The following is a 22,524-nucleotide window of genomic DNA, read 5'->3' as shown; positions in this document are numbered from 1 at the left end:
GTAAGGCGCACGTCGCCTGTTCCCTGAGCGCCGGCCTGTGCAGGCCTTATGGCGCAGCTGAGTGAGGCAATTTGGAGGAAAGTGCAGGCTTTAGTGAATGCGTTCCCCGCCAACCCAGACTTCCTGAACCATAAAGGCAGAATCCAGCACGACAAAATCAGCGCGTTTACCGGCCTCCAGTGCGCCCCGGTCTGTCAGGCCAAGATACCGGGCCGGATTGGTGCTGAGCAGAGCAGCAACTTCCAGCAAAGGCGTGCCAGCCTGAAGAGCGTTGCGCAGGGCCTGATCCAGTGTCAGCACGCTGCCAGCCAGACTGCCATCGGGCAGGCGGGCCGTGCCGTCTTTCACCATCACTTCCTGCCCACCCAGTTGGCTGGGGCCTTCAGGCAGGCCTGTGGCGCGCATGGCGTCTGTAACAAAAACCAGTCTGCCTCCCATCACGCGATGCGCCAGCCGGAAGGTGGCGGGGTGCACGTGGTGGGTGTCAAAAATCATTTCTGCATAAGCATCACTGCACATCAGGGCCGTGACGGGGCCGGGCTTGCGGCTGGTAATAGGCGCCATGGCATTGAACAGATGCGTGGCCCCAGCAACGCCACCGGATGCACAGATATGGCAAATAGCGGCATTGGCCTCTTCATATTCCGCAACGGTATGGCCAAGGCTGACGCGCACTCCGGCATCTGCAAACTGCTTGATTGCGGTCTTGGCGTGGGGGAGTTCCGGGGCAAGCGTCACCACACGCACACAGTCTGTGCCCAGCGCTTCGGCCACGCGGTCGGCTGTCGGTGGAATGGCGTAAGGCGGTTGCGCACCCAGCTTATGCGGGCTGACAAACGGGCCTTCCAGATGCGCCCCATGCACAACCGGGCCGCCGGGGATCTGTGTGCGTACCACTTCTGCTACGGCATGCAGCGCGTCCATCACATCCGCCCAGGGGCGCGTGATGGTGGTGGGCAGAATAGTGGTGGTGCCATGCTGCGCATGAAAGCGGGAGAGGGTGTGAATGGCCTCTACACCATCCATGGTATCTGCCCCGTTGCCGCCATGCACATGGCCATCAATAAAGCCCGGCAGAATATAGCGGTCTGGCACCGCGTTCCGGGCTTCAGTACTCTCAATCTGTTCGGAGAAAGAGAGGCGTCCGGGCATGATACGGTCAGGAAGGACAAGATGTCCGTCAAGGGCTGACATGGGTGAGGCTCCTGTTTGCAAAGACTTTATACGGGGCAGGGTCAAAAACGATACGGGAAGAGGTTGGTCGTTTGGTTGGGTGTTTTTTAAAAATCACAAAATTTATAAAGAAATTTCACCAGATGAAAGAATTTCTCTTTCAAGGTAGGGTGTATTTTTGGGGTGATTTTTGTATTGCCACACATTTTGAAAAACCATTGAATTTTTATGAGCTAAAGCAAGTTCTATGGATGGTTCGTTTCCCCTCTGTGTGGCTACTTCTGTATTGATGTGCGAAACATTCAGGATTTTTCTGGAGGTATTAAGCATCTAGCGCATGGGCAAGGCGTGCAATCCATGCAGCGTCAATTGGCCACCCGGCAAGTCTGGCGGCCTGCACAATTCCTCCGCCAACAGGCGGCAGGCGCGGGGGCTGAGGCGTGCCACATAAGTCCGTCAAAGTGTCGCGCAGCAGACGACTTTTGAAGACGCTGCCCGCGTAGCTCCAGGGCAAAGTGTGTTCAGAAAAGCGTGCCCGCGCTGTCTGGACCAGCGTAGCAAGATGCTGCGCAGCCTGCGTGATGAGGGCGCGGGCCTCCGGGCAGCCGGCTTCCGCCATCTCATCAATCAGGCGGGCACAGTGGGCCACAGCAGGACGGGGGCGTTCCTGCTGATTGTACCAGCCAAGCAGGGCATCGAGGGCTGCCGGATTTTCATCAGGCCAGTGCATGGTGGCGCAAATTTTCTGGGCAAAGTCTTTTGCTTCCGGCGCGCGCCCGTCCATGGCCTGACACACACGTTGCAGGGCTTTGCGGCCAATCCAGTAGGCACTGCCTTCGTCACCAAAAACCGGCCCCCATCCACCGACGCGGGCTGTCTGGTCTGCGCCGTCAGACGCCCAGGCCATGGAGCCTGTGCCGGAGAGAAGGAGAACTCCAGCCTCGCCTGCAAAGGCACCGATGCAGGCCATATCAACGTCATTAGTCAGGCTGAGCGGGGTGGCCGGGCAGAGCTGGTGGACGTGGGCACGGAGCAGGCGGCCCGTCTCCCGGTTTTCACCATAGCCTGCAATCCCAAAGGCGGCGGCCTGTAGCCCAGACGCAAGAGGTGTGACGAGGTTTGTGAGAATATTTTGCCAATCGGGCTGATCAAACGGATTGCAGCCTTTGGTAATCTGCACCGCCTGAACGGTGGCATCCGGGCCAACGCGCACGGCCAGTGTTTTTGTGCCGCCACCATCCACAGCCAGAATGGCCGGACCATGCGGCAGGTGAGGGGGCACAAAAGGCTCAGGCATGGGCACGGGCTTTGGTCAAAAGGACGCTCTTTGCAAAAGGAAGTGGGTTGCAGAGCGTAAAGATTATATCGTTTTCAAAACGTGCGCTACGGGCAAAACTTTGTAGGGTGTCAGTCTGCTGCGGAGGTGGTCTGAGCATCATCCGGAATGCTGCCCAGCCGTTCACAGGCCAGTGCCAGAGCTTTTTCCGGGTTGGGTGTTTCACAAAGCTGGCGGACGTCTGGTGAGCAGATTTCAATAGAATTTTCAAAATCGGACTCCAGCACGTCCTGCGCAATGGCCAGATCCTGGTCATTCGTGCGGGTCTGTTCTTCCTGCAGCTGGGCCTGTGTTTTGTGCAGTTCCTTCAGGGAGTCGATACAGGCGGGGCTGGCAGCCTCGGGCTTGTATTGCAGAACGGCGAGTTCCTTCTGGAGCTGCGCATTTGGCACCGTGCTGCGCACGGACGATTTGTTTTCATCATCGTCAGCATGGGCAGGCAGGGGGGCAGCGGTCAGGGCGGAAGCCAGCAGGACCATGGCGGCATGGGGGAACAGGCTGAATTTGGACACGCTCAGACTCTCTGAAGGGGCAAGGAATGGCTCAGACCTTATACCTCCTAGCCCGGCCCTTGCCGCAAGGCAAAGAGGGAAAAGGGCAGGGTTGGCAGGCGTGGCGGTTTGGTGCTATCTCTCTCCTCGGAAAGTCGGCAGTGGACGAGCGCCTTGCTAACCTGGTCAGGTCCGGAAGGAAGCAGCCCTAGTGAGTTTCGAGCGGGTCATTGTTCGGCTTTCCACCTTTTTCCGCTCAGAGCCTCAGGCCACAGGAGCGTGAGTTTTTTTCCTCGGAACTGTCATGACCGATAAGACCGATGCGCACCACTCCCGGGATGACGGGCTGCCCGATCCTGTGATGGAAGGCCCCGGTCTGTTTGGCGACGCCGCTCCAGCCGTCCCCGCCCCGGTCCCCGCGCCTCAAAACACATCCCCCTACCGTGTTCTGGCGCGCAAATATCGCCCCACGACGTTTGATGACCTGATTGGTCAGGAAGCCATGGTCCGCACCTTGCGGAACGCCTTCGCGCTTGGGCGCGTGGCGCATGCCTTCATGCTGACAGGCGTACGTGGCGTCGGGAAAACCACCACCGCCCGTATTATTGCCCGTGCGCTCAATTGCATTGGCCCGGATGGCAACGGTGGCCCCACGGCAGACCCCTGCGGCGTGTGCGCTAACTGCGTGGCTATTCTGAATGACCGGCACCCTGACGTGCTGGAAATGGACGCCGCCTCCCGCACCGGCGTGGATGATGTGCGCGAGATTATTGAAGCCACGCGGTTCCGCCCCATGCAGGGCCGCATGAAAGTCTTCATCATCGATGAAGTGCACATGCTCTCGCGCAACGCCTTCAATGCGTTGCTCAAGACGCTGGAAGAGCCGCCGGCGCAGGTCACGTTCATTTTTGCCACTACGGAACTGCGCAAAGTGCCGGTTACGGTGCTGTCCCGCTGCCAGCGGTTTGATCTGCGCCGCGTGCCGCAGGCCGATCTGGCCGCGCTCTTTGCCCGTATTGCTGAAAAAGAACATGTCCGGCTGTCCGAAGATGCGCTGGCGCTGATTGCCCGTGCGGCGGATGGCTCCGTGCGTGATGGTCTGTCCCTGCTGGATCAGGCCATTGCACAGGGTGAGGATGAAGCCGAAATCGGCGCCTCCGTCGTCAGTGACATGCTGGGGCTGGCCGACCGGCAGGTGGTGTTTGACCTGCTGGACGCCGCCATGACCGGCAAGCCCGATCAGGCTCTGGCGCTGGCCGATGCGGCGCATGCGCGTGGGGCTGATCTGGGGCTGGTTCTGGGCGATATGCTGGACCTGATCCACACGATCTCCCGCTTGCGGGCCGTGCCGTCCCTGCGGGATTCGGCAGAAATGCCGGAAGCCGAGCGGGTGCGCGGCACCGAGATGGCCGAAGCTTTTCCCGTGCCGGTGCTGATGCGTGCCTGGCAGATGCTGGTGAAGGGCCTGAAGGAAGTCGAAATGGCACCAGACCGCCGGGCTGCGGCGGATATGGTGCTGATCCGGTTGTGTTACGTGGCGGATCTGCCCTCACCGGAAGATCTGGTGCGGCGGCTGTCCGGGCAGGGGGGCGCTCCGGTGCCCTCTGGCGCACAGGGCGGGGGTGCCGGGCCGGAGGGGAATGCGCCCTCCGCTCTGAGTGAGGCCCGGTCTGACGGCGGCAGATCGGGCGGACAGGAAGGCCCGCCACCCTTGCGGATGGTCGCAGGAACGTCTGTGGCGGCGAGCGCGCCCGCTGTTGCGTCTGCCGTTGCGGTGCAGGAGCCGGAGGCCGACGCAGCGCCATCCCCCACGCCGGAAGTTGTGGCCGCGCCGGAACCGCAAGGGCCGGTGGTGCCGCGCACCTGGCGTGAGGCTGTTGCTCTGGTCAAGGATCGGCGCGAGGCCCTGTTGCACGGGAATTTGCGGAATGGCGTGCATGTGGTGTCCTTCGCGCCCGGTGCGATCACCATGCGGATGCAGCCCGGCCTGCCCGCGGATCTGCCGCGCCAGTTTCAGAAAGTGCTGGAAAGTGCGTCTGAGATGCCCTGGCGTATTCGCCTTTCTCAGGAGGAAGGCGAGCCGACGCTGGATGAGCAGGGCGCGGAAATTATCCAGTTCCAGCGGCGCACCGCACAGGCGCATCCGCTGGTAAAGGCCATTCTGGCCGTCTTCCCGGATGCTGAACTGGGAGACGTGCAGGATCATGCTCTGGATGAGTATGGTCTGCCGCCGGAAGAGCCCCCTGAACTTGTCTTCGCTCCGCTTGACGCTGAGCTGCTGGACGAGGATGAACGACCGTCCGACCCGGGGCTGTCGATAGACTAGACCGAACAAACAGGCTGCACTGGTGCAGCCAGATAGGAGAGATGCTGTGAAAAATCTTGCCGGACTGATGAAGCAGGCCACTCAGATGCAGGCCAAAATGGAAGCCATGCAGAGCTCGCTGGAAGCCATGAACATTGAAGGCTCCGCAGGTGCGGGTATGGTGAAGGTTGTGCTGAGCGGCAAGGGCGACATGCGCTCCATCCAGATCGACCCCAAGCTGGCTGACCCGGCAGAAATGGAAATGCTGCAGGACCTGATTATGGCAGCCTGCGCTGATGCCCGCACCAAGCTGGACGCAACAGCTGCGGAAGAAATGCAGAAAGTCACCGGCGGCCTGAACCTGCCGGCTGGTATGAAACTGCCGTTCTGACCAGACGGAGCGCGGCATGGGCGGGCATGAAATAGAGCAGCTGATCAGGCTTTTGGGGCGGTTGCCGGGCTTTGGCCCGCGCTCTGCCCGCCGTATTGCCCTGTTTCTGCTGCGTGACCCGCAGGCACGCCTCGTGCCGCTGGCCCGTGCGCTGGAGCGTGCGGGGGATGCCGTAAAAACCTGTTCCACCTGCGGTAATCTGGACACGGTTGATCCCTGCCATATCTGCACTGATCCCTTGCGGGACCCGAGCGTGGTGTGCGTGGTGGAAACGGTGGGAGACCTCTGGGCGCTGGAGCGCGCGGGGGTGCACCGTGGCGTGTATCAGGTGCTGGGGGGCACGCTTTCCCCTCTGGCCGGGATAGGCCCGGAAGATCTGAACATCAGCCCGCTGCTGGAGCGGCTGGAGCAGGGCAGTGTGCGGGAAGTCATTCTCGCCCTTGGCGCGACAGTAGAGGGAGCGACAACCATGCACTGGCTGATGGATAAACTGGCTTTTTACGAGGGCGTGACCGTAAGTCGCGTAGCGCAGGGTATGCCCGTGGGCGGCGCGCTGGACGTGCTGGATGACGGCACTCTGGCCGCAGCCCTTGGCGCACGGAGGCCTGCATGAACGTGCCTGAGTCCAATGCCTCTGTGCCGCTGAGCATTTTTCCTATTTCCCCCAACATACCGCGCCGCGCTTTGGTGACCGGCGGCAAGGCGCGTCTGGGGCGGGCCATTGTGCTGGCTCTGGCTGAGGCTGGGTTTGATGTCGCCATCCATTACCGGGGAGACCGGGACGGGGCGGAAGAAACGCTGAAAGCTGTTGAGGCCCTTGGGCGCAAAGGCTGCCTGCTGCAGGGCGATCTGGCGCGGGAGGAAGAGGTGACCCCGCTGATCCCCGGTGCCATGGAGGCTCTGGGCGGCCCGCTGGGTGTGTTGGTGAATAACGCCTCCACCTTTGAGCGCGATGAGTGGGACAATACCACGCGGGAGAGCTGGGTGGGGCATATGAAGCCTAACCTGCGCGCTCCGTTCGTGCTGATGCAGGCCTTTGCCAAAGCCCTTCCGGCTCAGGCGGAGGGGATGATTCTGAACATGCTGGATGAGCGTGTGTGGTCTCTCACACCGCACTTCATCAGCTATACCGTCTCCAAAAGCGCCTTGTGGACGCTGACGCAGACCATGGCGCTGGCCTTGGCGCCTAAAAAAATCCGGGTGAATGCCGTAGGGCCCGGCCCGGCGCTGCCGAGCCCGCGCCAGACGGAAGAACAGTTTGCAAAGCAATGCGCCTCGGTGCCGCTGGGGCATGGGACCTCACCGGAGGAAGTGGCGCGCGCGACGCTGGCCCTGCTGGCCCTGCCATCTGTTACCGGCCAGATGCTGGCGCTGGACGGCGGGCAGCATCTGCAATGGTCACCCGCGCTCCCGCCCGGTGCGGTGCTGGAAGAATAGGACACATGACAATTTTTGCTCCCTGGGCGGACCAGCCGCCGTTGCGCCACCTGTTTTTGAAAAACATGGTGCTCGATGCCCATATCGGCGTGTTCCCGCACGAGCAGGGGGTGACGCAGCGTATTCGCGTGTCCGTCTCCTTCGGTGTGGTGGACAGGAATGATCTGGAAGTTGGCGCGGACGATCTGAGCCGCACGGTTTCTTACGAAGACGTCGTGTTGCTGGTGCGTCGTATTGTGCAGGAAGGGCATGTGCAGCTGGTGGAAACACTGGCTGAGCGCATCGCCGCAGGCGTACTGGCGGATACCCGTGTGCGCGTGGTGCGTGTGCTGATTGAAAAGCTGGATGTGTTTGAAGAAATTGAAGCAGTTGGCGTGGAAATAGAACGCCGCGCGTAAAACCCGGGCACAAAAAAAGCCCGGCAAAAGCGGGCTTTTAAAGGCACATCACGATACCGTGATGTCTGGCTGAGCAGGGGCCGGGGACTCCCCGGCGCCCTGAGGCCAATCAGGAATCGTGTTCGTCCGAATCCGTGCTGACGTCGATGTCAGAGCTGATGTCATCATCATCATCGTCCAGATCGGACGTGTCTTCCATCACATCATCGGTATCGGTATCGGCATCTGAGTCGATATCGATATCTTCATCTTCTTTCTTGGCCGGAGCCGGCGTGTCTGCATGCGGTGTCAGACTATCCGAGCTGCGACGCAGGCGGGAGACGAGTTCCGGCTGTTCCGTGCCACATTTCGGGCAAACGGCGGGAGACCTGTGCAGGTCATAGAAGCGGGCACCGCAGGACACGCAGACGCGTTTGGTGCCGAGATCGGGCTGGGACATCTTGCTACCTGTCGATCCTGGTCAGACATTGGGACAAAGCGTGTCCCGGAAAAGGACGATTCCCCTCAAACCGCGGCGCGGAAGGAAAACGATCCAGACGTATTAAGGCGAGGCCACATGCCATTGCACAGGTGTCCTGTCAAACCCTGAAGCACCGGTTACGCATATTTTTACGCAAAAAAGACGCCGTTTTCCCGCGTGCCGGATTGACTTACGGCAGGACAAGCCGGAATGAAATGACCATGACACAGCCTTCTGCTTCCCCCTCCAGCGCTCTGCGTGTTTCCCGCCCGGCCTCGTCCCTCAACGGCAAAATTGCCGTGCCGGGCGACAAATCCATCAGCCACCGCGCCCTGATGTTTGCCGCACTCGCCAAAGGTGAGACGCGCATTGTGGGCCTGCTGGAAGGTGAGGATGTGCTGCGCACGGCCGCCGCCATGCGGGCACTGGGCGCAAAAATCTCCCGGGAAGATGATGGCCGCTGGCATGTGCATGGCTGCGGTCTGGGTGAATTGCAGGAACCAGCCGATGTGCTGGATATGGGCAATTCCGGCACGGCGGCGCGTCTGCTGTCCGGCCTGCTGGCTAGCCACGGCATTATGTCCGTCATGACCGGGGATGCCAGCCTGCGCCGCCGCCCGATGAAGCGCGTCATGGACCCGCTGGCAGGCACAGGGGCCACGTTCCTTGCGCGGGAAGGCGGCCGTTTGCCGCTGGCCATTCAGGGCAACGCACAGCCGGCTCCGCTGTCCTACCGTTTGCCGGTGGCATCTGCGCAGGTGAAATCCGCTGTTCTGCTGGCGGGCCTGAATGCCGAGGGCGTGACGCAGGTGGAAGAGCCTGTGCCGACCCGTGACCATACGGAAAACATGCTGCGGCACTTTGGCGCGCACGTCACAGTGGACGAAACGCCGGACGGTGGGCGGATTATCCGGCTGGAAGGCAAGCCGCGTCTGGTGGCGCGGGATGTGACGGTGCCGGGTGACCCGTCTTCTGCCGCGTTTGTGCTGGTGGCGGCCCTGCTGGTGCCGGGGTCTGATGTAGTGATTTCCAATGTGGGGCTGAACCTGCTGCGCACCGGCCTGTTCACCACCCTGCGGGAAATGGGCGGGCGTCTGGATATTCTGGATGAGCGCACCGAGGGTGGCGAGCCGGTGGGTGACCTGCATGTGCGGGCCTCATCACTTCAGGCTGTGGATGTTCCGGCTGACCGTGCGCCGTCCATGATTGATGAATACCCCATTCTGGCCGTGGCTGCGGCGTATGCTACAGGCATTTCCCGCCTGCGTGGGCTGGAAGAATTGCGGGTGAAGGAAAGCGACCGTCTGGCCTCTACCGTAGCGCTGCTGGAAAATAACGGCGTGCGCACCCGCATTGATGGCGATGACCTGATTATCCATGGCACTGGCGGCCATATTCCCGGCGGCGGCCTGGTGGAAACCCATATGGACCATCGTCTGGCCATGAGCGCATCCGTGCTGGGGCTGGTGACGGAAAAGCCGGTGGATATTGATGATACCGCGTTTATTGATACCAGCTTCCCCGGCTATTTCACGCTGATGAACAGCCTTGGTGCAGGGTTTTCAGCATGATGCGCGGCGGCCCGGTTCTTGCTGTTGATGGCCCGGCGGCGGCAGGCAAAGGCACGCTGGCCAAGCGTCTGGCAGCAGAACTGAACCTGCCTTATCTGGATACAGGCCTGCTCTACCGGGCTGTGGGGCGTCTGGTGCTTGATGCCGGGCAGGACCCGGCGGCTCCGGCGGAAAAGTTTGCCCGCACGCTGAAGGTGGAAGATACCCAGCGCAAAGATCTGCGCACGCAGGAAGTGGCCCGCGCCGCCAGTCAGGTCGCGTCCCAGCCCGCAGTGCGCAGCGCGCTGGTGGAAACGCAGCGGCGGTTTGCGCAGGCCCGGGGCGGGGTGCTGGATGGCCGGGATATTGGCACGGCCATTTTCCCGGATGCGGACGTCAAACTGTTCATCACGGCCTCTCCGGCCACGCGGGCGCTCCGCCGCTTTGTGCAGTTGGGGGAAGACCCAAAGGCAGACGGTGCTACGGCGCGTCTTGCCGAGATGACAGCAGCCCTGCAGGCGCGGGACGCCGCAGACGCCGGGCGCGAGACGGCCCCCATGCAGGTGGCCGCAGATGCGGTTGTGATTGAGACCGACACACTCAGCGCGGATGCCGTTCTGGCCGAAGCACTGCGGGTTGTGCGGGAGCGACTCGGCACACACGCAAGCTGAGCTCTGGCGGGGTGCGTTAAAGAAGTTCTCGCGAAATCAATAATTTTACCGTCACCCCCCATCAAAATCCGCCGGATTGTGTTGACAAGCCGCCGGTGGTGGGTGTCTCTGCCCTCAGATGCCTGTTGTTTACAGCAGGTTTCCTTTTCAGTCAGGGTCGCCGGAACCAGACGGGCCAGAGGGTCCGTTCCCTTTTCCGCGGCAAGTCGTGCTGCCGGCAGGCGGTGCGCAGGAAGTGTCGGCTTCTTTTTTCGGGCCGATGCAGGATTTACAGTTACACATGGCTTCAGCCGCAACCCCGGCCACGGATCATTTCCGTGGCGAAGATTTTGCTTCCCTTCTTGACGAGACCCTCGGCCGCGATACCGGCTTTGACGGGTCCGTTGTGCGTGGGCGCATTGTCCGCCTGACCGACGAATTCGCGATTGTCGATGTTGGTCTGAAGAGCGAAGGCCGCGTTTCCCTGCGCGAATTTGCTCCTCAGGGTGTCACACCCGATGTCAAACCGGGTGACGTTGTTGAGCTGTATGTTGAGCGTTACGAAGACCGTGACGGCAGCATCGTGCTCTCTCGTGAAAAAGCCCGCCGTGAAGAAGCCTGGACGAACCTTGAAAAAGCGTTCGAAGCAAACCAGCGCGTCAACGGCACCATCTATGGCCGCGTTAAAGGTGGCTTCACGGTTGATCTGGGTGGCGCCATGGCGTTCCTGCCCGGCAGCCAGGTTGATATCCGCCCCGTGCGTGACGTCAGCCCGCTGATGGGTGTTCCGCAGCCGTTCCAGATCCTGAAAATGGACCGTGCACGTGGCAACATCGTTGTGTCCCGTCGTGCCGTTCTGGAAGAAACCCGCGCAGAACAGCGCAGCGAACTGATCCAGGGCCTGACTGAAGGCATGATCCTGGACGGCGTTGTGAAGAACATCACCGATTACGGTGCGTTCGTTGACCTCGGCGGCGTTGACGGCCTGCTGCATGTGACCGACATCGCATGGAAGCGCATCAACCACCCGTCCGAAGCTCTGCAGATCGGCCAGCCGGTACGCGTGCAGGTTATCCGCTTCAACCCGGATACGCAGCGCATCTCCCTGGGCATGAAGCAGCTTGAAGCTGATCCGTGGGAAAATGTTGCCCTGAAGTACCCGCCGGGTGCACGTTACACGGGCCGCGTGACCAACATCACCGATTACGGCGCATTTGTTGAGCTGGAGCCGGGCGTTGAAGGTCTGGTGCACGTTTCCGAAATGTCCTGGACGAAGAAAAACGTCCATCCGGGCAAGATCGTTGCTACTTCTCAGGAAGTCGACGTGATGGTTCTGGATGTGGACAGCGCGAAGCGCCGCATCTCCCTGGGCCTCAAGCAGGTTCAGCGCAACCCGTGGGAGCAGTTTGCGGAAGAGCACAAGATTGGCTCCACCGTAGAAGGCGAAATCCGCAACATCACCGAGTTCGGTCTGTTTGTTGGTCTGTCTGCAGACATCGACGGCATGGTTCACATGTCCGACCTGTCCTGGGACGAAACCGGCGAAGAAGCCATGAAGCACTACGAAAAGGGCCAGGTTGTCAAAGCCAAGGTTCTGGACGTGGATGTCGAGAAAGAGCGTATCTCTCTCGGTATCAAGCAGCTTCAGGAAGACCCGGCAGCTGACGTTCTGACGAGCGTTCAGAAAGGTGCCATCGTGACCTGCACCGTCACCGCAGTTCAGTCCAACGGGATTGAAGTGAAGGTTGACGACGTTCTGACCGGCTTCATCCGCCGTGCTGAACTGGCCCGTGATAAGGCTGAGCAGCGTCCGGAACGCTTTGCGGTTGGTGAACGCGTTGATGCGAAGGTGGTCTCTGTTGACCGTGCCGCTCGTAAGCTCGCGCTGACCATCAAAGGTCGCGAAGTTGAAGAAGACAAGCAGGCTATCAACGAATACGGCTCATCCGACAGCGGTGCGTCTCTCGGTGATATTCTGGGTGCGGCAATTCGTCGTCGTAACACGGATAGCTAAGACCTCTGGACCTGAAGACGGGGCGGCCTTCTGGACCGCCTCGCCTGATGGAAAAGTGTTAAAGCAAGCCTCGAAAAAGGCGGTGTCGGAAACGGCGCCGCCTTTTTTGTGTTCTGTTGCCGGGGAGTGCTCGTCCTCGGGTTTGTGATGAGTGTGGGCCGAAGGCGGGGTTGTCTGGCTGGGGCGTGCGTGAGAGCGTGGACCACCCTTCAAGCAGGAGTGATGCTTCCATGACGTCTCGCCCGTTTTCTGGCCCTTCGCTTTCCTCTTCTCCTTCGGTGCCTTCGATCCGTAGCGTGATGCGTGACGCACAAAGCGCTGTGGGAGGAGGGCAAAGCCGTGGAAGGAGCGCGGGGTTGGAGCGGGCAGAAGATTCTGAAATGGCGGGACAGAGTAAGGAACGCACTCTCAGACGCAGGCGGCTTTTACAGTCTGTGATGCTGGGTGGCTGCGCCCTCCCTGTTGCGGCAGGCCTGCTCCGACCATCTGCGGCGCGTGCCGCGCAGGAGGGAGAGCATGGGGGCGGTACACCCACAACGGGCGTGAATGGTGATCAGGGTTATGAATCCGCCGGGTCCTTTGAAATTGTCGCGGATTTTTATGGGCCGGGCCCGTCCGGCGTGGTGGTGACGGACACCGGGCGTATTTTTGTGGGCTTTCCCCGCCATGCGGTGAACCATAAAGGGGCAACGTTGGGGGAACTGGTGCAAGGGCGTGTTGTGCCCTGGCCAAGCGCTGAATTCAGTCTCCCCTCAGCGGCTGCCCCGGCCGACCGGTTGATGTCCATTCATGGCATGACGATGGATACGCAAGGCCGGGTCTGGGCGATTGATGATGGTAAACTGGCAGGCCAGCCCTTGCAGCCGGGAGCGGCGAAACTGGTCTGCTTTGATCCGCAAACCAACCGGCTGATGCATAAAATTGTGCTTACCACCCCTGCTCTGCTGCCAGACAGTCATATGAATGATTTGCGCGTGGACCTGACGCACGGAAAGGCGGGCACGGCCTATGTGACCGATAGTTCCTTTGGGCACAGTCCTGCGCTGGTGGTGGTGGATATTGCCTCAGGGCGTCAGCGCCGTGTGCTGGCCACCCATCCCTCCACTCGGGCTGAGCCGGGCTTCATGGCTGTGGTGGAAGGGGTGCCGCTGGTTTACACGCCGGGCAAGCCCCCTCGCTTTGTGGTGGGTGGGGCGGATGGCGTTACCCTGAGCCCGAACAGTGACCGCCTGTTTTATGCGCCTTTGACCAGCCGTCGCCTTTATAGCCTGCCCACCGCTTTGTTGGCCGATCCGACTGTGAGCGAGGTCGCGCTGGCGGCAGCCGTCAAGGATGAAGGGGAAAAAGGCACAGCCGACGGACTGGCGACCGACACACAGGGGCGGATTTACACAACCAATTTTGAGCAGGACTGTATTTTGCGGCGTAATACGGATGGCTCATTTGACTTGATGGTGCATGACCCGCGTATTCTCTCGCCTGATGGAATTTTCTGCACCAAAACGCATATCTATTGCACCTTGGGGCAGTGGAACCGTCTGGCCAGCTTTAACGGTGGGCAGGACAAAAGAAAGCCGCCCTACCACCTGATCCGTTTCCCGATTGAGCCGCTTCTGGCGTATAATGCGGAACAGAAAATCTGATATCTTCTGAGAAGTTTATCAGTTTATAGTTTTAGTGGTTCTGGGTTTCAGAAACCTATTCTCGTGCCGTTGTGTTCTGCGTCTTAAAGCGCGGACATATGCAGGTAGAGGAGTTCCAGGAAATCAGCCAGAGATTTCAGGGGTTTTTTCTGTTCAAGGCAGTCTTTTGCAAAAAGGAGCGCTGCCTTCTGGCGGGTTGTGCGGGTTGACTGGTCTGTCAGCACAGAGAAATCTGCAACATGCGCGTAGCCAATGCTGCGCCGGATGATTTCTGCGGCACAGAATCCTGCTATATCCTGAAAAACATTTTGGATAAAAAGAGACTTTTCAAAATTCTGTGTCGATTTATCTGTAGTCGCGTAATAGAGGGTTGAACGATCCTCTGCCCATTCTCTTTCCTGCCACAAGGCAAGGAAGCGGGTTTTGAAACTTGTCCAGAATGTCTGGATCATATCCAGATGGACCGCCTGACCAGCGCGATCTGGTGTGGCGAAAAGATTGAGGATGAGGTTGCCGATAAACAGCCCGGCATCAAACCCGATAGGCCCGTAGGTGGCAAATTCCCCGTCAATAATCCGGGTATCAGTGCCTGTCGTCATGATGGAGCCTGTATGCAGGTCTCCATGCAGAAGAGCTTGCGGTGTGCATAAAAAGCGCAGACGCAGACTATCAATACGCGCCTGCACCGCCGGGCTGGTGCGCAGGGCGGCAACAATCGGGGTGAGTTGCGGGTCTGCCCAGTGGTTGCGCGGGTGGTCATGGTACGGGTCCGTCAGAACCAGATCGACCGTAATGCGGGTGAGGGTCTGGTTGCGGGCAAAACAGATCCGCCGGTCCATAACCCGCTCAAACGGTTCGGCCAGCAGGGATGTCGCGAACGTGCTGCGGGCGACAAAATCACCGACCTGAGCAGCAACAGCCGGGTGATAGTGTCCGGCCATCATGGCGGTGCGCATCACCGTGTGGCCGGACAGGCTGGGGACAATCAGAATGAACTGCTCAGGGTCAAAATGCAGGCATTCAGTTGTCAGGTCCGGCACATGCGGAAAGACGGCGCGCAGATAGGCGGCCTCAAAAAACGTGCGGTCCAGCGGCATTTTCCAGGCCGGGTCAACGCGCACATGCGGCAAAGCCTGTTTCAGACAGACGCCGCCCTCCGGGCCTTCCGCCACAAACACCATATTGAGGTTGCCGTCACTGACTTCCCAGACGCGCCATTCGTCTGGTGTGCCGCCAAGGCGTGCGGCAATGGCGGGAAGGGAGGTCAGAAATGTCCGGACACCTTCAAGGTCCAGAGTCGAATAGGGGGAAGAATGCGTCGTCATGAGGACTCTGTTTTTCCGGACTGTGTCATGCTGTGTGGGTGAAGGTTGTCCACACAGCAAAGGAAACGGTCAGACAGGGCACATGGCCCCATCTGAAAAGCAGCTTAATCCAGACAGGCTTCTTTGAAAGCCTTAAACGCATGAGCACGGTGGCTGATGGCGTTTTTCTCGGCCTCTTCCATTTCGGCAAAGGTCCGGTTCTCACCCGTGGGGGTAAAAATCGGGTCATAGCCATGGCCTTTTTCACCGCGCGGCGGCCAGGTAATGCTGCCATCCACGCGGCCTTCAAAGCTGCGGGTGGTGCCGTCGGGGTAGGCAAGGCACAGCACGCAGATAAACCACGCATCGCGCTCATCCGAGCCAATGCCGTCTTCAATGCGGGCCATGGCGGCAGGGAAGTCCTTGTTCGGGCCAGCCCAGCGGGCGGAGTAAATGCCCGGAGCGCCGCCGAGTGCGCTCACGCACAGGCCGGAATCATCCGCCAGCGCGGGCAGGCCGGTGGCTTTGGCCGCAGCCAGAGCCTTTAGCGCCGCATTGCCGGCAAACGTGGTGGCGGTTTCTTCCGGTTCCGGCAGATTGAGGTCCCCGGCAGAAAGCACCGTGACGCCAAAATCCGCCAGTAGCGTGGAAAACTCTGCCAGCTTGCCTGCATTATGGCTGGCCAGAACCAGTTTGCTGCCAGCCTCCAGTTTGCCGTGCGTCATGTTAGCGGTTCTCCGCCGTTTCAACGGCCAGTGTCTGAGCGTCAAACAGAACGGATACGCCGGTGCGGGCCAGAGCAAACAGCTCGTTGAACGCATCTTCCGTGAAAGGCGCGTCTTCTGCCGTGCCCTGAATTTCCACAATGCGGCGGTCGGCTGTCAGCACAAAGTTGGTGTCGGCAGCGGCGGCGCTATCTTCTTCATAATCCAGATCCAGCACCGGGCCGGCTTTGGTCAGACCGCAGGACACGGCGGCAACCTGCCCGCGCAGCGGCATGTGGCTCAGCACGTTTTTGGCCACCAGCTGGCCAAGGGCCAGACGCAGGGCGACCCATGCGCCGGTAATGGAGGCGCAACGGGTGCCGCCATCGGCGTTCAGAACGTCACAGTCCAGCGTGATGCTCATTTCACCCAGCGCAGCCAGATCCACCACAGAACGCAGGGAGCGGCCAATAAGGCGCTGGATTTCCTGTGTGCGGCCGGACTGCTTGCCCTTGGCGGCTTCACGGTTGCCACGGGTGTGGGTGGCGCGGGGCAGCATGCCGTATTCCGCCGTCACCCAGCCGGTGCCTTTGCCGCGCAGGAAGGGCGGAACCCGGTTTTCAACACTGGCGACGCAGAGAACTTCCGTCCCCCCGACGCGGATCAGCGCCGAGCCTTCCGCGTGGCGGGCAAAGCCGGTTTCAATGGTGACGGGGCGCATCTGGTTGGGCTGGCGGCCGGAGGGGCGCATGGGAAGCTCCTTAAGAAAGATTATTCTCTGCACATAAAGTGCTTTTGGCGGGAGCGAAACCGTGCAGCCGTTTCATTGTTTTTCTTGTCATGCAGGGCGGAGATGCGCAGAAGCAGAAGAGTCCTGTTGTGAAGGAGGAGCCTGACCCTCATGAAACGTGGTCTGCGACCTGCAAAACCCGTTCTGCCACCGGGGCTGGATTCCCGGTCCGCCACCATTCTGCGTGAAATTGTGGAGGAATATGTGGCCAGTGGGGAGCCTGTGGGCTCCCGCACGCTGTCCCGTCGGCTTGGGTTGCCGTTGTCTCCGGCCACCATCCGTAATGTCATGGCATCTCTGACCGAAGCAGGCTTGCTGTTCTCCCCTCACACTTCAGCCGGGCGCCTGCCGACGGAGGCCGGGCTGCGCCTGTTTGTGGATGGTCTGTTGCAGTTTGGCAGCCTCTCGGAAGAGGAATGCCGCGCTATTGGGCAGTCGCTGGAAGCGCGGGGTCGGTCCTTGCAGGATACGCTGACGGAAGCGTCCTCCCTGCTGTCGGGCATGTCTGATGCAGCCGGGCTGGTGATTGCGCCAAAAGGTGAGGGTGGCGTCAAACATATTGAATTTGTGGCGCTGGGCGGAAACCGGGCGCTGGTGGTGCTGGTCGGCACGGATGGGCATGTGGAAAACCGGGTGATTGAAACGCCCATCGGCATGCCACCCTCTGCACTGGTGGAGGCCGCAAACTATCTGAATGCTCACACGATTGGGGCAACCCTGCCGGACCTGCGGGAGCGGGTGGGGGCGGATATTGCTGAAAACCGGAGTGCGCTGGATCAACTGACGGCCGACGTGGTGGAAAGCGGTCTGGCCATCTGGGGTGGCGGCGGAGATGAACGCGGTGGCACTCTGATTATCCGCGGGCAGGGCAAATTGCTGTCGGATGTGGACGGGCAGGAGCGACTGCTGGCCATTCAGGCGTTGTTTGACCGGCTGGAGCGGCAGGAAACCATGCTGCGTCTGCTGGAATTAGCGGAACATTCAGAGGGTGTGCGTATCTTCATTGGTGCGGAAAGCGGGCTGTTTGGGGGCACCGGCATGTCCATGGTCGTGGCCCCGGCCCGGAATGAGGCCAACAGGATTGTCGGCGCGATTGGCGTGATTGGCCCCACACGCATCAATTACGGGCGGATTGTCCCGGTTGTGGATTATACGGCGCGTTTTTTAGGTGAAATGCTCGGTTAAGAGCAAAATTCGCCATCATCTGGTCAGGAAGGGCGACGAGACTGAAGACGGCAGCGCATGAGAATGGTAAAGGACCAGCATGACAAGAACTCCGTCTTCTGGTGAACCCGGGTCTTCTTCCAATAAAAATGAGGGAAGAGATTCATCTCCCCAACATGGGCCCGCATGGCGCAGGCCGCGTTTCCGCCAGTGGCGGGGGCTGCTTGGTACCGTCGCGGCTCTGGCGTTGGTGGGCACCACGGGGGCGGTTGTCCTCATCTGGACCCAGTACGAAGGGATTGTGGCTGATCTGCCAACGGTTGAAGGGCTGCGCACCTATCAGCCGCCGGTGATGAGCCGCCTTTATGCGTCGGATGACCGGCTGATTGCCGAACTGGCGGATGAGCGCCGGGTGTTTGTGCCCTCCAGCGCCATCCCGGACCGCGTGAAGAACGCCTTTATTGCGGCGGAAGACCAGAAGTTCTGGACCCACAAGGGCGTGGACCCCATGGCCATTGCCCGTGCGGGTCTGACGGATCTGACGCGCGGCAAGGGACGCAGGCCGATTGGCGCGTCCACCATCACGCAGCAGGTCGCGCGTGTCATGCTGCTGGGCAGTAATGCTGTTTCCATGAAGCGAAAGGCCAAGGAAGCCTTCCTCGCCATGCGGATTGAGCAGGTTCTGCCCAAGGAAAAGATTCTCGAAATCTACCTGAATGAAATTTATCTGGGCAGCGGAGCCTATGGGATTGGGGCTGCTGCGCAGACCTACTTCAATAAACCGCTGGATCAGCTTGATGATGCGGAAGCGGCCTTCCTCGGCGCGCTGCCCAAATCGCCCACTAATTACAATCCGGTTCGCTTCCCCGAGGCCGCGCGTGGCCGCCGGAACTGGGTGCTGGAACGCATGGCGGAAACCGGCGCGCTGACGCATGAAGCAGCGCGTGCTGCCGAGGCTGAGCCGTTGATCCCGCATACGTTTGTGCGCCCCGGTCCGGCTCCCGGCTCCGAGTGGTTTGCTGAGGAAGTGCGCCGCCAGCTTCTGGAAAAATACGGTCAGGATATGACCATGCAGGGCGGGCTGGATGTGCACACCAGTCTGGACCCCGCCCTTCAGCTGACAGCGCAGACCGTGCTGCGGCAGGGGCTGATGGCGTATGACCGCGCACATGGTGGCTGGCGCGGCCCGGTGAAGCATCTGCAAACCGTCAGTGCTTCTTCGTCTCAGGAAGAATGGGTTGCTGCGCTGAATGCGGAAGCTGTGCCGCTGGGCATGTTGGACCAGTGGCGTCTGGCGGTGGTGCTGGACCCGGCACATGGTCGTGTTGGCTGGCTGGAAGGTGCTGTTGTGCGCCGTGGGGCGGCTATGCAGGGCGGCACACCGCAGACGGGCGAAATTCAGGATCGTGATCTGGCCTGGACCCGCCGTTTCAGACTGCTGAAAGCGGGCGATCTGGTGATGATCGAACCGCAGGCCGGAAGCAGCCGCGTAGCCTTGATGCAGGTGCCGCATGTGGAAGGTGCCGTCGTCACACTGAATGCCCGCACCGGGCGTGTTATGGCGCTGGTAGGCGGCTGGTCGTTCCAGACGTCACAGTTTGACCGTGCTACGCAGGCGCTGCGTCAGCCGGGTTCGTCCTTCAAGCCGTTTGTCTATTTGCAGGCTATGGAACAGGGCATTTCGCCCTCGCAGTCGTTTGACGATTCGCCGGTGTCCTATGGCACATGGCACCCGAACAACTACGAGAAGGATTTCTGGGGCCCCACCTCTCTGCATGACGCTCTGCGGGAATCCCGCAATCTGGTGACCATCCGTCTGGCAGCCCATATCGGCATCAAGAACGTGGCGGATCTGGCGACCCGAATCGGGCTGGTGGATTCCATGCCGCATGTGCTGCCCGCAGCGCTGGGGGCGGTGGAAACCACGGTGCTGAAAGAAGCCGGAGCCTATGCCTCGCTGGCGGCGGGTGGCCGGAAAGTCACCCCGACCCTGATTGATGATGTGCAGGACCGTGAAGGCCATGTGATCTGGCGGCCAGAGGGGATCTCTCTGGTGTCCGCCTCTGCGCAGGCTGGAGATGCTAAGGCTGCGCCGCCCGCGCCGGGCCAGCCTGCGGATGCTGATGCCATCTTCCCCGATGCGCCCAAAGGGCAGGACGCAGGCAAGGTTTCCGCACCGGCAGCAGCGCCTGTGCAGGATAATGCCGTTAAGATCATCATGCCGGGGCAGGATGAAATTCCGGAAGTGCAGGATAATCGCCCGCGCGTCGCCTCAGAGCAGAGCGCGTTCCAGATCACAACCATGCTGCAGGACGTCATCCGGCGTGGCACCGGCGTGCAGGCCGGGAAGGGGATTGAGAACCCCGTGGCCGGCAAAACCGGCACCAGCCAGAATTTTAACGACGCATGGTTTGCGGGCTATTCGCCTGATCTGGTGACGGTAGTGTGGATCGGGTTTGATACGCCGACATCACTGGGTAAGAACGAAACCGGTGGGGCCATTGCCGGGCCGATCTGGAACAAGGTGATGAAAACAGCACTTGAAGGACGCCCGAAGCTGGACTTCGCAGCGCCGGAGGGTGTCACGCTGGTGCGATATGATACGGGCCGTGGTGTGGCGATTGATGCCTTTAAACCGGGCCAGATCCCGGGTGTGAGCGTCAGTCTGGCGGATAACGGCGCCTCGCACGAGCTGACGGCGGCGGATACGGGTGCGGAAAACATGCCGGATTCGGAAAGTGATATGGCGGCCGGTGCCGGTCAGTCTGGCGCAGGGGCAGTCAGCCCCGGTCAGGCTGCAACACCGGGTGCAGCAAAAGCACCCCCTGCTGCGTCCGGGGGTGACATTGGCATGGGTGGCCTTTATTGAGGCCGTTCATACGTAAGAATTTTAATAAAGACCTGATGGAGAGACGGCCCGATGTCGGCTGAGACAGAAGCCCTTAATGACCAGATCAAGCAGTCGGTGGCACTGCTGAGGAGGCATCTTTAACTGGGATGTCGCCCAGGCCCGACTTGCCGAACTGAATAACCGGGCAGAAGACCCGGATTTGTGGAATGATTCCGACGCTGCCCAGAAGCTGATGCGGGAACGCACCCTGCTGGCCGGGCAGGTGGAAGGCGTGCAGAAGCTGGAAACCAGCGTGCAGGATGCCTGTGAACTGGTGGAACTGGCGGAAGCAGAAGGGGATGCGGACATTGTGGCGGAAGCCACAGCAACCCTGAAGGCGCTGGCGGAAGAAGCCAAACGCCGTGAAACTGAAAGCCTGTTGTCTGGTGAAGCGGATAGCAATGACTGCTATCTGGAAGTCAACGCCGGTGCCGGCGGGACGGAAGCGCAGGACTGGGCAGAAATGATGCTGCGCATGTACACCCGCTGGGCGGAAGCTCATGGGTACAAAGTCACGCTGATGGAAAGCTCGGAAGGCGAACAGGCCGGGCTGAAGTCCGCCACCATTCTGGTTTCCGGTCCGAATGCCTATGGCTGGATGAAAACCGAGGCCGGGGTGCATCGTCTGGTGCGTATTTCCCCGTTTGATGCTGCGGCCCGCCGCCAGACGTCCTTTGCGTCCGTCTGGGTCTATCCGGTGATTGACGATTCGATTGAAATCGAAGTGAACGATTCCGATCTTAAGGTGGATACGTTCCGCGCCTCTGGTGCGGGTGGTCAGCACGTCAACAAGACCGATTCGGCCATTCGTATTACCCATATTCCTACCGGGATTGTGGTGGCGTGTCAGACGGACCGCTCTCAGCACCGTAACCGTGCAACGGCTATGCAGATGCTGCGGGCGCGTATGTATGAGGCGGAACTGCAAAAGCGTGAGGCAGCAGCAGCGGCAACAGAAGCCGCCAAGACAGACATTGGCTGGGGGCACCAGATCCGCTCTTACGTTCTGGCCCCGTACCAGATGGTGAAGGATCTGCGCACCAACGTGGAAACAGGGAACCCCAGCGCGGTGCTGGATGGGGATCTGGATGCGTTTATGGCAGCCGCTCTTGCGGCTCGGGTGGGCGCAACCCGCTCTGAGGCGAGTGCCAACGCGCAATAAACTGCACGTTTATGAAGTGTTAAAAAACGGGCCTCTTCGGGGCCCGTTTTTTTATATTGCGTGGATATGGGGAACCACGACAGATTCATGAACGTTACAAAGAATTTTTTTTTAAATAAGACTGGGCTCAAAACAGGCAGAGAGGCGTCTGTTTTCGAGGCATCCTCACAGAAAGTGGCTTTTTTCTGCCGATTTGTGCGCACTGCCTGTTTTATGAGCCTTCTGCTACCAAACAAGGCAGCGTTCATTTTCGATCAAGAACATTCTTGACATATTTGCTGTCAAATTGCCCAATCAGGGTCAGGAAGATGGCAGCCATGCAGCTCTGTCAGTCTATTCCAGTGCTGAGGCACGAAATGTTGGTGCAGGGCCATCAGTTTTTGATGCCATAGATCAGGTGATGGCGCTGGCCAGTGTTTCTTTGGCTGGCGTGGAAGAAGGAGGATGTAGAAATATGAAGGACCACGCGCAACAGCAACAGAGTCCGGTGCGCTTTGTCATCGGAACAGGAGCTGTTGTCGGTGTTGTTGCTCTGCTGGTTGTAATTCTGCTGCATCTCTTGGCGGTTATGGGACTGATGTTCGGTATGGGGACGTCTGCGAGCGTTCCGGTTTCGCATCCGCCGATCAAGACCAGAATTCTGCCACCACCGCCACCACCAC

19 protein-coding genes, 1 other RNA gene and 1 pseudogene are annotated in these 22,524 nt (G+C 60.3%); 14 read left to right on the top strand and 7 right to left on the bottom strand.

What is annotated here, in order from left to right; translation table 11 throughout:
- Positions 1 to 90 precede the first annotated feature (90 nt).
- From nagA to AD930_RS05315, 3 genes are all read right to left on the bottom strand, one after another.
- Positions 91 to 1,152: an N-acetylglucosamine-6-phosphate deacetylase gene (nagA, locus tag AD930_RS05330; protein WP_373320448.1), complete on the bottom strand. Its 1,062-nt coding sequence runs from the start codon at positions 1,150 to 1,152 to the stop codon at positions 91 to 93.
- Positions 1,153 to 1,495: 343 nt separating this feature from the next.
- Positions 1,496 to 2,470, bottom strand: a complete 975-nt coding sequence (locus AD930_RS05320; RefSeq protein ID WP_061505396.1) for a BadF/BadG/BcrA/BcrD ATPase family protein — start codon at positions 2,468 to 2,470, stop codon at positions 1,496 to 1,498.
- A gap of 110 nt (positions 2,471 to 2,580) precedes the next feature.
- Positions 2,581 to 3,021, bottom strand: a complete 441-nt coding sequence (locus AD930_RS05315; protein ID WP_244150501.1) for a hypothetical protein — start codon at positions 3,019 to 3,021, stop codon at positions 2,581 to 2,583.
- Positions 3,022 to 3,149: 128 nt separating this feature from the next.
- Here AD930_RS05315 and ffs point away from each other — a divergent pair.
- From ffs to folB, 6 genes are all read left to right on the top strand, one after another.
- Positions 3,150 to 3,247, top strand: an RNA gene (gene ffs, locus AD930_RS05310) — signal recognition particle sRNA small type.
- Between the two features lie 57 nt (positions 3,248 to 3,304).
- Positions 3,305 to 5,326, top strand: coding sequence for a DNA polymerase III subunit gamma/tau (locus AD930_RS05305; protein WP_061505394.1), 2,022 nt, complete (start codon positions 3,305 to 3,307; stop codon positions 5,324 to 5,326).
- 46 nt (positions 5,327 to 5,372) lie between these two features.
- Positions 5,373 to 5,696 (top strand): YbaB/EbfC family nucleoid-associated protein, encoded by a 324-nt coding sequence (locus AD930_RS05300; RefSeq protein ID WP_043550420.1) that lies wholly within the window; start codon positions 5,373 to 5,375, stop codon positions 5,694 to 5,696.
- A 16-nt stretch (positions 5,697 to 5,712) separates the two neighbouring features.
- On the top strand, positions 5,713 to 6,309 hold the full coding sequence (recR, locus tag AD930_RS05295; RefSeq protein ID WP_043550421.1) for a recombination mediator RecR: 597 nt from the start codon (positions 5,713 to 5,715) through the stop codon (positions 6,307 to 6,309).
- A 23-nt stretch (positions 6,310 to 6,332) separates the two neighbouring features.
- Positions 6,333 to 7,133, top strand: coding sequence for an SDR family oxidoreductase (locus tag AD930_RS05290; protein ID WP_082781721.1), 801 nt, complete (start codon positions 6,333 to 6,335; stop codon positions 7,131 to 7,133).
- Positions 7,134 to 7,138: 5 nt separating this feature from the next.
- Entirely contained in the window at positions 7,139 to 7,531 is a 393-nt protein-coding gene (folB, locus tag AD930_RS05285) for a dihydroneopterin aldolase (protein ID WP_043550422.1), read from the top strand.
- A gap of 109 nt (positions 7,532 to 7,640) precedes the next feature.
- Here folB and AD930_RS05280 read toward each other — a convergent pair whose 3' ends face one another.
- Positions 7,641 to 7,970 carry a TIGR02300 family protein gene (locus tag AD930_RS05280; RefSeq protein WP_043550423.1) on the bottom strand — a complete coding sequence of 110 codons (330 nt, stop codon included), beginning with the start codon at positions 7,968 to 7,970 and terminating at the stop codon, positions 7,641 to 7,643.
- Between the two features lie 236 nt (positions 7,971 to 8,206).
- Between AD930_RS05280 and aroA the strand changes: the two genes are divergently transcribed.
- From aroA to AD930_RS05260, 4 genes are all read left to right on the top strand, one after another.
- The gene (aroA, locus tag AD930_RS05275; protein WP_208598575.1) at positions 8,207 to 9,562 is read left to right on the top strand and encodes a 3-phosphoshikimate 1-carboxyvinyltransferase; all 1,356 of its coding nucleotides are present in this window, start codon (positions 8,207 to 8,209) and stop codon (positions 9,560 to 9,562) included.
- Positions 9,559 to 10,212 carry a (d)CMP kinase gene (gene cmk / locus AD930_RS05270; RefSeq protein WP_061505392.1) on the top strand — a complete coding sequence of 218 codons (654 nt, stop codon included), beginning with the start codon at positions 9,559 to 9,561 and terminating at the stop codon, positions 10,210 to 10,212. Before aroA ends, cmk begins: the two co-directional genes overlap by 4 nt.
- Positions 10,213 to 10,492: 280 nt before the next feature.
- Positions 10,493 to 12,205, top strand: coding sequence for a 30S ribosomal protein S1 (rpsA, locus tag AD930_RS05265; protein ID WP_043550426.1), 1,713 nt, complete (start codon positions 10,493 to 10,495; stop codon positions 12,203 to 12,205).
- A 380-nt stretch (positions 12,206 to 12,585) separates the two neighbouring features.
- A complete protein-coding gene (locus AD930_RS05260) occupies positions 12,586 to 13,848 on the top strand; it encodes an L-dopachrome tautomerase-related protein (RefSeq protein ID WP_061505448.1) in 1,263 nt (420 codons plus the stop codon).
- Positions 13,849 to 13,931: 83 nt separating this feature from the next.
- Here the strand turns inward: AD930_RS05260 and mtnK are convergent, their stop codons facing one another.
- The 3 genes from mtnK to rph all read right to left on the bottom strand — a co-directional run bounded on the left by mtnK (position 13,932) and on the right by rph (position 16,607).
- A complete protein-coding gene (mtnK, locus tag AD930_RS05255; RefSeq protein ID WP_061505391.1) occupies positions 13,932 to 15,173 on the bottom strand; it encodes an S-methyl-5-thioribose kinase in 1,242 nt (413 codons plus the stop codon).
- Between the two features lie 104 nt (positions 15,174 to 15,277).
- Positions 15,278 to 15,877, bottom strand: a complete 600-nt coding sequence (gene rdgB / locus AD930_RS05250) for an RdgB/HAM1 family non-canonical purine NTP pyrophosphatase (RefSeq protein WP_061491487.1) — start codon at positions 15,875 to 15,877, stop codon at positions 15,278 to 15,280.
- Position 15,878: 1 nt separating this feature from the next.
- On the bottom strand, positions 15,879 to 16,607 hold the full coding sequence (gene rph, locus AD930_RS05245) for a ribonuclease PH (protein ID WP_043550430.1): 729 nt from the start codon (positions 16,605 to 16,607) through the stop codon (positions 15,879 to 15,881).
- Positions 16,608 to 16,757: 150 nt separating this feature from the next.
- Between rph and hrcA the strand changes: the two genes are divergently transcribed.
- From hrcA to AD930_RS05225, 4 genes and pseudogenes are all read left to right on the top strand, one after another.
- A complete protein-coding gene (gene hrcA, locus AD930_RS05240; protein ID WP_043550431.1) occupies positions 16,758 to 17,831 on the top strand; it encodes a heat-inducible transcriptional repressor HrcA in 1,074 nt (357 codons plus the stop codon).
- Positions 17,832 to 17,910: 79 nt separating this feature from the next.
- Positions 17,911 to 20,679: a penicillin-binding protein 1A gene (locus tag AD930_RS05235; protein WP_061505390.1), complete on the top strand. Its 2,769-nt coding sequence runs from the start codon at positions 17,911 to 17,913 to the stop codon at positions 20,677 to 20,679.
- Between the two features lie 51 nt (positions 20,680 to 20,730).
- Positions 20,731 to 21,862, top strand: a protein-coding gene (gene prfB / locus AD930_RS05230; RefSeq protein WP_156476867.1) for a peptide chain release factor 2 whose coding sequence is annotated in 2 segments (ribosomal slippage) — positions 20,731 to 20,799 and positions 20,801 to 21,862 — 1,131 coding nt in all. Because the reading frame shifts where the segments join, the coding sequence is not laid out codon by codon here.
- 286 nt (positions 21,863 to 22,148) lie between these two features.
- Positions 22,149 to 22,524 (top strand): annotated as a pseudogene (locus tag AD930_RS05225) (hypothetical protein); the annotation flags it as partial.

Origin of the sequence: Acetobacter malorum (assembly GCF_001580615.1) — a bacterium.
Classification (GTDB): Bacteria; Pseudomonadota; Alphaproteobacteria; order Acetobacterales; family Acetobacteraceae; genus Acetobacter; species Acetobacter malorum.
This window is presented reverse-complemented; position numbering and strand designations above follow the sequence as displayed.

Bases quoted from the DNA above. Each gene is read 5' to 3' on its own strand.
- mtnK (WP_061505391.1), bottom strand. From the start codon at position 15,173: ATGACGACGCATTCTTCCCCCTATTCGACTCTGGACCTTGAAGGTGTC.
- cmk (WP_061505392.1), top strand. From the start codon at position 9,559: ATGATGCGCGGCGGCCCGGTTCTTGCTGTTGATGGCCCGGCGGCGGCA.
- rdgB (WP_061491487.1), bottom strand. From the start codon at position 15,877: ATGACGCACGGCAAACTGGAGGCTGGCAGCAAACTGGTTCTGGCCAGC.
- AD930_RS05320 (WP_061505396.1), bottom strand. From the start codon at position 2,470: ATGCCTGAGCCTTTTGTGCCCCCTCACCTGCCGCATGGTCCGGCCATT.
- recR (WP_043550421.1), top strand. From the start codon at position 5,713: ATGGGCGGGCATGAAATAGAGCAGCTGATCAGGCTTTTGGGGCGGTTG.
- nagA (WP_373320448.1), bottom strand. From the start codon at position 1,152: ATGCCCGGACGCCTCTCTTTCTCCGAACAGATTGAGAGTACTGAAGCC.
- AD930_RS05305 (WP_061505394.1), top strand. From the start codon at position 3,305: ATGACCGATAAGACCGATGCGCACCACTCCCGGGATGACGGGCTGCCC.
- hrcA (WP_043550431.1), top strand. From the start codon at position 16,758: ATGAAACGTGGTCTGCGACCTGCAAAACCCGTTCTGCCACCGGGGCTG.
- rpsA (WP_043550426.1), top strand. From the start codon at position 10,493: ATGGCTTCAGCCGCAACCCCGGCCACGGATCATTTCCGTGGCGAAGAT.
- folB (WP_043550422.1), top strand. From the start codon at position 7,139: ATGACAATTTTTGCTCCCTGGGCGGACCAGCCGCCGTTGCGCCACCTG.
- AD930_RS05260 (WP_061505448.1), top strand. From the start codon at position 12,586: ATGGCGGGACAGAGTAAGGAACGCACTCTCAGACGCAGGCGGCTTTTA.
- rph (WP_043550430.1), bottom strand. From the start codon at position 16,607: ATGCGCCCCTCCGGCCGCCAGCCCAACCAGATGCGCCCCGTCACCATT.
- AD930_RS05235 (WP_061505390.1), top strand. From the start codon at position 17,911: ATGACAAGAACTCCGTCTTCTGGTGAACCCGGGTCTTCTTCCAATAAA.
- aroA (WP_208598575.1), top strand. From the start codon at position 8,207: ATGACCATGACACAGCCTTCTGCTTCCCCCTCCAGCGCTCTGCGTGTT.
- AD930_RS05280 (WP_043550423.1), bottom strand. From the start codon at position 7,970: ATGTCCCAGCCCGATCTCGGCACCAAACGCGTCTGCGTGTCCTGCGGT.